A 10,714-nucleotide genomic window follows, 5' to 3' on the forward strand; every position below is an offset into this window, starting at 1 on the left:
GGTGTAAGAAGCGTTTTTAATTATTAATATTTAGAGAGATCGATTTTCAGCACGTAATCGGGCTTTACGCCAATCATTTCTTCCGGCTGTTTTACGCTGACATACAAGGTGTTAGCGTCCTGAGAAAGTGCAAGACTGTTAGGTAACGCAGTGGTTTCAATGCTTTGTTTTACCTGATAAGTCTTGCTGTCCACAATGCTGATGCGCTTTGCATTGCGGTGGGTGATATACACTTCCTGGCGTTTTTCGTTATATATAACTGCCAAAGAGTTAATGACCTTAATTGGCGCAATAACTTTGCCAGTATTAATATCGACAACCAAAACATCCGCTAAATCCGGATCGGTCAGGAACGCGCGGTTATTTTTTGCATCCAGCGCAATATTCAGGAAGAAATGTTTTTTAGCGGGTTCAATGGAAAAGCGGCTAATGATTTTGTGGCTGCTGGTGTCCAGCGTAATCAGCTCGTTTCTGCCATTCACCACATACAGGTGGTTCTTATTTGCATCCACCGCCATACCGGTCGGATACTGACCCATATTTTCAATGGTGGCGATTTTTTCGCGCTTTTGCGTATCCACCACCCAGACAATGCCTTTTTCAGCCACGCCGGAAACGTACAGACGGTGATGCTGCTTATCGAGCACCATTTCACGCGTATGGACGATTTCCTTTGGATTTTTGGTCTCGCTCAGTTGCAGTATCGCCAACTCTTTACCGCTGCGGGTATCAATTAGCGTTACCGAACCTTCCAGCGTGTTGCCCACATATAGCACCTGATTTTCTTCGTCCAGCGCGGTGGCAAAGGCACGACGGCTGGTGTCGATGACTTCGGTGGTTGTGAGTTTTTCCAGATCGAGTTTGTAGATAAGCCCGCGGGTTTTGTCTTTATCAAATGACGGAGACGAGGCGGCAAAGAGCGTGTTCTGCTGACTATCAACCGCCAGTTCATACACGCCGTTCCCGACGTCGTGGGTCAGAAAATCTTTCTCAGGTAGCGTCTGCGCCACGCTGGGCAGGCTGGTAAATAACAGTGCTGTGGCGAGCGCCACACAAGAATAGTGTTTCAGGGACTTCACAGTGTGGAGGTTCATTGACTTTTATTCACATTTATTTACATGCATCGAATGATAATGAGATCTAATCTCATTCGCAATTAAGATAAATGAAATGTGACTACCCAATCTGGTAGGTCAAAAAGAAACCAGCGGGATACCGGGAAAATAAAGGGAGGAAAAGCACAGGCATAAAAAAACCCTTACTAACCAGAGGCTGGTGTTCAGGGTTTTCAGAGCAGGCGAACTTACTTCTTCGCGCGCTCGAAGGAAGCAACGATTTCAGCTTTAGCGGCTTCAGCGTTGTCCCAACCGTCAACTTTTACCCATTTGCCTGCTTCGAGGTCTTTGTAGTGCTCGAAGAAGTGGGTGATCTGCGCTTTCAGCAGGTCCGGCAGGTCGGTCACATCTTTAATGTGATCGTATTCTTTGCTCAGTTTGGTGTGCGGTACCGCAACCAGTTTTGCATCTTCGCCGGATTCGTCGGTCATTTTCAGTACGCCAACCGGACGGCAGCGGATCACTGAACCTGGCTCCAGCGGATACGGAGTCGGGACCAGAACGTCTACCGGATCACCATCCAGAGACAGGGTGTGGTTGATGTAACCGTAGTTGCACGGATAGAACATCGCGGTGGACATGAAGCGGTCAACGAACAGGGCGCCGCTCTCTTTGTCAACTTCGTATTTGATCGGATCTGCGTTTGCAGGGATCTCGATAACAACGTAGATATCTTCCGGCAGATCTTTACCGGCAGGGACGTTGAGTAAGCTCATGTCTGTTTCCTTTAAATAAGCTATGGCAAACAAGTGGCGGGTATTATAGCCAACTCGCGCCGAATGTCTCCGCTTGTTTTCGATTTCGCGGCGCACATTTTCTTCTTTTCCCTTCTCTTTTGTGACAGAAAAATCCATATCTTCAGCCGCATTTTTCATAGTGATATGAAAGCGATTACAAAGTTGTGATTAACGTTTTATTTACTTTTTTGAAGTGTGATGTAACGCAATTCGTTACATGCTCAATTGTCTATAGTTTTTTCGCGACTGTTTATTAACCAACAATAATCCCCCTACGAGGACGCACTTATGTGGAAGCGCTTACTTTTAGTCACAGCAGTTTCGACAGCCATGTCGTCTATGGCATTGGCAGCCCCTTTAACCGTAGGATTTTCGCAGGTTGGCTCTGAATCCGGCTGGCGCGCGGCGGAAACCAATGTGGCGAAAAGCGAGGCCGAAAAGCGAGGTATTACGCTGAAAATCGCTGACGGCCAGCAAAAACAGGAAAACCAGATTAAAGCCGTACGCTCATTTGTTGCGCAGGGCGTAGATGCCATCTTCATTGCGCCGGTCGTGGCAACGGGTTGGGAGCCGGTGTTAAAAGAAGCGAAAGATGCCAACATTCCGGTCTTTTTGCTCGATCGTTCCATCGATGTAAAAGACAAATCTCTCTATATGACCACCGTTACCGCCAATAACGTGCTGGAAGGTAAATTAATCGGCGACTGGCTGATTAAAGAGGTGAATGGCAAACCGTGTAACGTCGTTGAGCTGCAAGGGACCGTCGGGGCCAGCGTGGCGATTGACCGTAAAAAAGGTTTTGCCGAAGCCATCGCCAGCGCGCCAAACATCAAAATTATTCGCTCTCAGTCCGGGGACTTCACCCGCAGCAAAGGCAAAGAAGTGATGGAGAGCTTTATCAAAGCTGAAAACAACGGCAAGAACATCTGCATGGTTTACGCTCACAACGATGACATGGTGATCGGGGCTATCCAGGCGATCAAAGAAGCGGGTCTGAAGCCGGGCAAAGATATTCTGACCGGTTCAATCGACGGCGTACCGGATATCTATAAAGCGATGATTGATGGCGAAGCCAACGCCAGCGTCGAACTGACGCCAAATATGGCAGGGCCGGCATTCGATGCGCTGGAGAAATTCAAGAAAGACGGCACGATGCCTGAGAAGCTGACCATTACCAAATCTATCCTCTATCTGCCGGATACGGCGAAAGAAGAGTTAGAGAAGAAGAAAAACATGGGCTACTAGTTTTGCTGTCGGTCTTCCGTAGGCCGGATAAGGCGTTACGCCGCCATCCGGCATTTATTGCCTGATGGCGCTGCGCTTATCAGGCCTACGAAACGCCGTGATTTCGTTCCGGAGGAATACCATGACCACCGACCAACATCAGGAGATCCTCCGCACCGAAGGATTAAGTAAATTTTTTCCCGGCGTCAAAGCACTGGATAACGTGGATTTCAGTCTGCGTCGGGGCGAGATTATGGCGCTGCTGGGGGAAAACGGAGCCGGCAAATCGACGCTCATCAAAGCGCTGACCGGCGTTTACCATGCAGATCGCGGCACTATCTGGCTCGAAGGCCAGCCGATCTCCCCGAAAAACACCGCCCATGCCCAGCAACTGGGGATTGGCACCGTGTACCAGGAAGTGAACCTGCTGCCCAATATGTCGGTTGCCGATAACCTGTTTATTGGCCGTGAGCCGCGGCGTTTTGGTCTGCTACAGCGTAAGCAGATGGAAAAACGCGCGACGGAGCTGATGGCGTCATACGGTTTTTCCCTCGACGTCCGCGAGCCGCTGAACCGCTTTTCCGTGGCGATGCAGCAGATAGTTGCCATCTGTCGGGCAATAGATCTCTCCGCGAAAGTGCTGATCCTCGACGAACCCACCGCCAGCCTCGATACCCAGGAAGTTGAAATGCTGTTCGGCCTGATGCGTCATCTGCGCGATCGCGGTGTCAGCCTGATCTTCGTCACCCATTTTCTCGATCAGGTTTATCAGGTCAGCGATCGCATCACCGTCCTGCGTAACGGCGGCTTCGTTGGCTGCCGTGAAACCCGGGAATTACCGCAAATTGAACTGGTCAAAATGATGCTGGGTCGCGAACTGGATACCCATGCGCTACAGCGTGCGGGCCGCACATTGCTGAGCGATAAGCCGGTGGCGGCCTTTAGCGGCTTTGGCAAGAAAGGCACCATCGCGCCGTTTGATCTACAGGTGCGTCCCGGCGAGATCGTCGGTCTCGCCGGACTGCTGGGATCCGGGCGAACGGAAACGGCCGAGGTGATCTTCGGCATTAAACCCGCCGACAGCGGCAGTGCGCTGATCAAAGGCAAACCGCAGACCTTGCGATCGCCGCATCAGGCTTCGTGTCTGGGGATCGGCTTCTGTCCGGAGGATCGCAAAACGGATGGCATCATCGCCGCGGCTTCGGTACGGGAAAATATCATTCTGGCCCTGCAGGCGCAGCGTGGCTGGCTGCGGCCTATCCCACGGAAAGAACAAAACGAGATTGCCGAGCGTTTTATCCGCCAGCTCGGAATTCGTACCCCCAACGCTGAACAGCCGATCGAGTTTCTCTCCGGCGGTAATCAGCAAAAAGTTTTGCTCTCGCGCTGGTTGCTGACCAAACCGCAGTTCCTGATCCTCGATGAACCCACGCGCGGGATCGACGTCGGCGCGCATGCCGAGATCATCCGCCTGATCGAAACGCTGTGCGCGGATGGTCTGGCGCTGCTGGTGATTTCATCCGAACTGGAAGAGTTAGTGGGTTATGCCGATCGGGTCATTATTATGCGCGATCGCAAACAGGTAGCCGAGATCCCACTGGCTGAACTGTCCGTACCGGCGATCATGAATGCCATTGCGGCCTAAGGAGACTATGGTGATGCCTCAATCTCTCCCTCAATCCAACACCGCGAAACGACGGTTCCGTTGGCCAAAAGGTATGCCGCAACTGGTGGCGCTACTGCTGGTGCTGCTGGTCGACAGCCTGGTGGCCCCGCACTTCTACCAGGTGATTTTGCAGGATGGTCGCCTGTTCGGCAGCCCGATTGATATTCTCAACCGTGCCGCTCCCGTGGCGCTGCTGGCGATTGGTATGACGCTGGTGATTGCCACTGGCGGCATCGATCTTTCCGTTGGCGCGGTGATGGCTATTGCAGGAGCGACCACCGCGGCGATGACGGTGGCCGGGCACAGTCTGCCGGTGGTGCTGCTTGCTGCCTTAGGCTCCGGCATTCTGGCCGGGCTGTGGAACGGGATTCTGGTGGCAATCCTCAAGATCCAGCCGTTTGTTGCGACACTTATCCTGATGGTGGCCGGGCGTGGAGTGGCGCAGCTTATCACTTCCGGGCAGATCGTCACTTTCAACTCGCCCGAGCTGTCGTGGTTTGGCAGCGGCTCGCTGTTACTGTTTCCCACGCCGGTGATTATCGCGCTGCTGACGCTGGTCGCCTTTTGGCTGCTAACGCGTAAAACGGCGCTGGGCATGTTCATTGAAGCGGTGGGCATTAACATTCGTGCGGCGAAAAACGCCGGGGTGAATACCCGCATCATTGTGATGCTCACTTATGTGCTGAGCGGCCTGTGTGCGGCTATCGCCGGTATTATCGTCACGGCGGATATTCGTGGGGCAGATGCCAATAACGCCGGATTATGGCTGGAGCTGGATGCCATCCTGGCGGTGGTTATTGGCGGTGGCTCGCTGATGGGCGGGCGCTTTAACCTGCTGCTATCGGTAATTGGCGCGTTGATCATTCAGGGGATGAACACCGGGATTTTGCTGTCGGGCTTCCAGCCGGAACTGAATCAGGTGGTCAAAGCCATCGTGGTGTTGTGCGTGCTGGTCGTGCAGTCACAACGCTTTATCAGCCTGATAAAAGGAGTGCGCGGTCATGATAAAACGTAATTTACCGCTGATGATCACCCTCGGCGTGTTTGTGCTGGGCTACCTTTACTGCCTGACGCAATTCCCGGCTTTTGCTTCCACCCGGGTGATTTGCAATATCCTGACCGATAACGCTTTTTTAGGGATTATTGCCGTGGGCATGACTTTCGTCATTCTCTCCGGGGGGATTGATCTTTCCGTCGGGTCGGTGATTGCCTTTACGGGGGTATTTTTAGCAAAGGCGATTGGTTACTGGGGGATTTCGCCACTGCTGGCGTTCCCCCTGATTTTGCTGATGGGCTGCGCGTTTGGCGCATTTATGGGGTTACTGATTGATGCGCTGAAGATCCCGGCATTTATTATCACTCTGGCGGGAATGTTCTTCCTGCGCGGCGTCAGCTATCTGGTTTCAGAAGAATCCATCCCAATTAACCATCCGATTTATGACACGCTCTCCAGTCTGGCATGGAAAATTCCTGGCGGCGGTCGCCTGAGCGCGATGGGGTTGTTAATGCTGGGCGTGGTGGTGATTGGCATCTTCCTTGCGCACCGTACGCGCTTTGGTAATCAGGTTTACGCCATTGGCGGCAACGCCACCTCTGCTAACCTGATGGGCATTTCTACTCGCAGCACAACGATCCGCATTTATATGCTGTCTACCGGGCTGGCGACGCTTGCCGGCATTGTGTTTTCCATTTACACCCAGGCGGGTTATGCGCTGGCGGGCGTTGGCGTTGAGCTGGATGCGATTGCCTCAGTGGTGATTGGCGGAACGCTGCTAAGCGGCGGCGTGGGAACGGTGTTGGGTACGCTATTTGGCGTGGCGATCCAAGGGCTGATCCAGACCTACATTAATTTTGATGGCACATTAAGTTCCTGGTGGACGAAGATCGCGATTGGCATTTTATTGTTTATTTTTATAGCGTTACAACGCGGCCTGACGGTGCTTTGGGAAAATCGTCAAAGCTCGCCGGTTACCCGAGTGGGTACGGCGGCAACACCAAAGTAACATCCTGATTTTGCACAAAACATTTAAATACCTAAACTTTTTCCGGTTGTAGTCGATAGGTTCTGTACAGGTCTGTTTTAACCCTACAACCGGAAATATAACGATGCCAAAATCCCTTTCAATTCGATCAAGTTTGTTGGTGTTATTGTCTCTGCTGACGTTTCTTCTGTTGCTGACCGGCGGCATGGGGCTTTATGCCGCTACCCGCGTTATTAACTCTTTGGTTTATCACGGTATTATGAGTGCTGCCATGTTGGCTGCCATTGTGTTGCTGGCGGTCATTTGGTTTATGCTGCGAAATAAGTTTCTCAAGCCGCTGGATAGCATAGTGGAGCAACTGGAACGCCTGGCGACGGGGGATTTGTCGCCTGTTACCACGCTGTCGGCCAGCGCTGAATTCAACCGCCTTAACGCTGCGATGGATGAAATGCGCCATGCGTTGGGTGATTCTGTGCAGCGTGTGCGTGAAGCCAGCTCGCAAATTGATGTTGGCAGCCGTGAATTGAGCGCAGGTAACCAGCATTTGGCACAACGTACAGAATCCACCGCCACGTCGCTGGAACAGACCGCCGCCAGTATGGAAGAACTCACCGCGACCGTGAAACAGAATGCGCAGAACGCGGAGCAGGCGCATCAGCTGGCAAAATCGGTATCGGATACCGCCGATAGGGGCAGTGAGATGGTGTGTTATGTAATTGAAAAAATGCGCGATATTTCCGGTAGCTCCAGCCGAATTGCCGATATCCTCAGTGTGATTGACGGTATTGCTTTCCAGACCAATATCCTTGCGCTTAACGCCTCCGTTGAAGCGGCGCGCGCGGGTGAGCAAGGCCGTGGTTTTGCGGTTGTTGCAGGTGAAGTACGTAATCTGGCCAGCCGCAGCGCCGAGGCGGCAAAAGAGATCCGTACATTGATCAGCGATTCCCATACGCATGTGGGTGAGGGAAGTGAACTGGCGCAGCAGGCGGGTGAAACCATGGATGAGATTGCGACCGAGGTCATGCGTATGACCAAACTGATGCGTGAAATTGCCAGTGCGTCCCAGGAACAGAGTCGCGGCATTGAGCAGGTGAATATTGCGGTGATTCAGATGGATGAAACGGCGCAGCAAAATGCGGCGCTGGTACAGCAGTCTTCAGCGGCTACCCGCTCGCTGGAAGAGCAGTCTTCAGCGCTAATCGAAGCCATGGCCGTATTTAAGCTACAGACAGCCTAACCGAACGTAGGCCTGATAAGGCGAAGCCGCCATCCGGCAATATCACAGCATTGTGCCGGATGGTACTTCGCTTATCCGGCCTGCAACGTGCTGTAGGCCGGATGTTGCGCTTATGCGTCCGGGAACTCGCGGATAAAGCGCTCTACATCGTCAACCATATGGTCGTTACCCACGAAGAAGGAGCGGCGTTGGTGCAGGCTTTCCGGGATGATATCCAGAATACGATTTTTACCGTCGCTCGCCTTGCCGCCGGCTTGCTCAGCCAGCAGGGCCATTGGGTTGCATTCGTACAGCAGACGCAGTTTCCCTTGCGGGTGGCTGGCGGTGCTTGGGTACAGATAGATCCCGCCTTTCAGCAGATTGCGATGGAAATCGGCAACCAGAGAGCCAATGTAGCGCGAAGTGTACGGGCGCTGGGTTGACTTATCTTCTTCCTGACAGAATTTAATGTATTTCTTCACGCCATTCGGGAATTTAATGTAGTTGCCTTCGTTAATGGAGTACGTGCTACCTTTCGCCGGGAAGCGCATACGTTCCTGGCTGAGGCAGAATACGCCCAGAGAAGGATCGTAGGTGAAGGCGTGCACGCCACAGCCGGTGGTGTACACCAGCATGGTGGAAGAACCATAAACCACGTAGCCCGCAGCAACTTGCTTGTTGCCCGGCTGCAGGAAATCCTCTTCCGTGACCGGCGTGCCGACGGGGGTTACGCGGCGATAAATAGAGAAAATCGTACCGACAGAGACGTTAACATCGATGTTGGATGAGCCATCCAGCGGATCCATTAGCACAACGTATTTTGCGTGTTCACAGCCTTCAAAGACGACAATTTCATCTTCTTCTTCTGAGGCAATTCCCGCCACGATGTCGCGTGCCTTCAGTGCAGCTTTCAGTTTTTCGTTTGCGAACAGATCGAGTTTTTGTTGCACCTCTCCCTGCACGTTCTCTGCACCGCTGGCACCCAGGATATCGACCAGACCGGCCTTATTGATATCGCGGTGGATGATCTTGGCGCCCAGCTTTATTGCCGACAACAAAGCAGTGAGTTCACCGGTAGCATGAGAAAACTCGTGCTGCTTTTCGACAATAAATTCACCTAACGTTTTCATAACACTTTCCCTGCAATTTATGTGGAGTAAAGCGACCGCAACAATATTAACAAATATTTCAGCTATCGCGCTCAGGTGAATCGCGCCAGCAAACTACGGAATATCCTGAAATGCGTTTCTCAGTTGCCAGACATGTGCGTAAAATGGCCCCCAGATTAAAAAAGGATAGTGACGTATGCGCATTCATATTTTGGGAATTTGTGGCACTTTCATGGGCGGTCTGGCGATGCTGGCACGCTCGCTCGGTCATGAAGTAACCGGTTCGGACGCCAATGTGTATCCGCCGATGAGCACCTTACTTGAGAAGCAAGGCATTGATCTGATTCAGGGTTACGATGCCAGCCAGCTCGATCCACAGCCGGACCTGGTGATCATCGGTAATGCGATGACCCGTGGTAACCCCTGCGTGGAAGCGGTGCTGGAGAAGAACATTCCATACATGTCTGGCCCGCAATGGCTGCATGACTTTGTGTTGCGCGACCGCTGGGTACTGGCGGTGGCGGGGACGCACGGCAAAACGACTACAGCTGGAATGGCAACCTGGATCCTCGAGGTCTGTGGTTATAAACCGGGCTTTGTGATCGGCGGCGTGCCGGGTAACTTTGAGGTTTCCGCGCGTCTGGGCGAAAGTGACTTCTTCGTGATTGAAGCGGATGAGTACGACTGCGCGTTCTTCGATAAGCGTTCTAAATTCGTGCATTACTGCCCGCGTACCCTGATCCTCAATAACCTTGAGTTCGATCACGCAGATATCTTTGACGATCTGAAAGCGATTCAGAAACAGTTCCATCATCTGGTGCGTATCGTGCCGGGCCAGGGACGCATCATCTACCCGGAAAACGACATCAATCTGAAACAAACGATGGCGATGGGCTGCTGGAGCGAACAGGAGCTGGTGGGCGAGCAGGGTCACTGGCAGGCGAAAAAGCTCACTACCGATGCTTCCGAGTGGGAAGTGTGGCTGGACGGTGAAAAAGTGGGTGAAGTTAAGTGGGGTCTGGTCGGCGAACACAACATGCACAATGGCCTGATGGCGATTGCGGCAGCCCGTCACGTGGGCGTCGTGCCTGCGGATGCAGCCAATGCGCTAGGCTCGTTCATTAACGCCCGTCGTCGTCTTGAACTGCGTGGTGAAGCGCACGGCGTGACGGTGTATGACGATTTTGCCCATCATCCAACCGCGATTCTGGCAACGCTTGCGGCGCTGCGCGGGAAAGTTGGCGGTACGGCACGCATTATTGCGGTGCTGGAGCCTCGCTCTAACACCATGAAAATGGGACTGTGCAAAGATGATCTGGCGCCGTCGTTAGGCCGTGCGGACGAAGTGTTCCTGCTGCAACCCCCGCATATTCCGTGGCAGGTAGCAGAAGTCGCTGAAGCCTGCGTTCAGCCGGCGCACTGGAGTGGTGATGTGGATGCCCTGGCAGATATGGTGGTGAAAACCGCGCAGCCAGGCGATCACATTCTGGTGATGAGTAACGGCGGATTTGGTGGTATTCATCAAAAACTGCTGGATGGTCTGGCGAAGAAAGCTCAGGCGGAAGCGCAAGAGTAAAAAAATGCCCGGTGGCGCTACGCTTACCGGGCCTACAACGAATTCACGGATTGTAGGCCGGATAAGGTGTTTGCACCGCCATCCGGCAC

At 53.0% G+C, this 10,714-nt stretch carries 9 protein-coding genes; 6 read left to right on the forward strand and 3 right to left on the reverse strand.

Annotation, left to right across the window (positions count from 1 at the left end; genetic code table 11):
• Positions 1-23: 23 nt before the first annotated feature.
• Positions 24-1,094, reverse strand: coding sequence for a YncE family protein (locus JTI85_RS03715; protein ID WP_219352127.1), 1,071 nt, complete (start codon positions 1,092-1,094; stop codon positions 24-26).
• A gap of 209 nt (positions 1,095-1,303) precedes the next feature.
• Positions 1,304-1,831 (reverse strand): inorganic diphosphatase, encoded by a 528-nt coding sequence (gene ppa, locus JTI85_RS03720; RefSeq protein ID WP_048212857.1) that lies wholly within the window; start codon positions 1,829-1,831, stop codon positions 1,304-1,306.
• 309 nt (positions 1,832-2,140) lie between these two features.
• On the opposite strand from ppa, the gene ytfQ reads away from it, so the two are divergent.
• From ytfQ to JTI85_RS03745, 5 genes are all read left to right on the forward strand, one after another.
• Entirely contained in the window at positions 2,141-3,097 is a 957-nt protein-coding gene (gene ytfQ, locus JTI85_RS03725) for a galactofuranose ABC transporter substrate-binding protein YtfQ (protein ID WP_048212856.1), read from the forward strand.
• Between the two features lie 121 nt (positions 3,098-3,218).
• Positions 3,219-4,721, forward strand: coding sequence for a galactofuranose ABC transporter, ATP-binding protein YtfR (ytfR, locus tag JTI85_RS03730; protein ID WP_048212855.1), 1,503 nt, complete (start codon positions 3,219-3,221; stop codon positions 4,719-4,721).
• A gap of 13 nt (positions 4,722-4,734) precedes the next feature.
• Complete coding sequence (ytfT, locus tag JTI85_RS03735; RefSeq protein WP_061068792.1) at positions 4,735-5,757, forward strand: galactofuranose ABC transporter, ATP-binding protein YtfT; 1,023 nt, start codon at positions 4,735-4,737, stop codon at positions 5,755-5,757.
• Positions 5,744-6,745 (forward strand): galactofuranose ABC transporter, permease protein YjfF, encoded by a 1,002-nt coding sequence (gene yjfF, locus JTI85_RS03740; RefSeq protein ID WP_003025736.1) that lies wholly within the window; start codon positions 5,744-5,746, stop codon positions 6,743-6,745. Before ytfT ends, yjfF begins: the two co-directional genes overlap by 14 nt.
• 103 nt (positions 6,746-6,848) lie before the next feature.
• Complete coding sequence (locus JTI85_RS03745; protein ID WP_116361057.1) at positions 6,849-7,961, forward strand: methyl-accepting chemotaxis protein; 1,113 nt, start codon at positions 6,849-6,851, stop codon at positions 7,959-7,961.
• 110 nt (positions 7,962-8,071) lie between these two features.
• On the opposite strand, the gene fbp is transcribed toward JTI85_RS03745, so the two are convergent.
• Positions 8,072-9,070, reverse strand: coding sequence for a class 1 fructose-bisphosphatase (gene fbp, locus JTI85_RS03750; protein ID WP_048212854.1), 999 nt, complete (start codon positions 9,068-9,070; stop codon positions 8,072-8,074).
• Between the two features lie 175 nt (positions 9,071-9,245).
• Between fbp and mpl the strand changes: the two genes are divergently transcribed.
• A complete protein-coding gene (gene mpl, locus JTI85_RS03755; protein ID WP_048212853.1) occupies positions 9,246-10,625 on the forward strand; it encodes a UDP-N-acetylmuramate:L-alanyl-gamma-D-glutamyl-meso-diaminopimelate ligase in 1,380 nt (459 codons plus the stop codon).
• Positions 10,626-10,714: the final 89 nt, after the last annotated feature.

The sequence above is a fragment of the Citrobacter sp. Colony219 genome, assembly GCF_019382635.1.
GTDB lineage: Bacteria > Pseudomonadota > Gammaproteobacteria > Enterobacterales > Enterobacteriaceae > Citrobacter > Citrobacter youngae.

What these genes read in the sequence shown, in the direction of transcription:
- fbp (WP_048212854.1), bottom strand. Translation starts at nt 9,070, where the DNA reads ATGAAAACGTTAGGTGAATTTATTGTCGAAAAGCAGCACGAGTTTTCT.
- ppa (WP_048212857.1), bottom strand. Translation starts at nt 1,831, where the DNA reads ATGAGCTTACTCAACGTCCCTGCCGGTAAAGATCTGCCGGAAGATATC.
- JTI85_RS03745 (WP_116361057.1), top strand. Translation starts at nt 6,849, where the DNA reads ATGCCAAAATCCCTTTCAATTCGATCAAGTTTGTTGGTGTTATTGTCT.
- ytfQ (WP_048212856.1), top strand. Translation starts at nt 2,141, where the DNA reads ATGTGGAAGCGCTTACTTTTAGTCACAGCAGTTTCGACAGCCATGTCG.
- yjfF (WP_003025736.1), top strand. Translation starts at nt 5,744, where the DNA reads ATGATAAAACGTAATTTACCGCTGATGATCACCCTCGGCGTGTTTGTG.
- mpl (WP_048212853.1), top strand. Translation starts at nt 9,246, where the DNA reads ATGCGCATTCATATTTTGGGAATTTGTGGCACTTTCATGGGCGGTCTG.
- ytfR (WP_048212855.1), top strand. Translation starts at nt 3,219, where the DNA reads ATGACCACCGACCAACATCAGGAGATCCTCCGCACCGAAGGATTAAGT.
- JTI85_RS03715 (WP_219352127.1), bottom strand. Translation starts at nt 1,094, where the DNA reads ATGAACCTCCACACTGTGAAGTCCCTGAAACACTATTCTTGTGTGGCG.
- ytfT (WP_061068792.1), top strand. Translation starts at nt 4,735, where the DNA reads ATGCCTCAATCTCTCCCTCAATCCAACACCGCGAAACGACGGTTCCGT.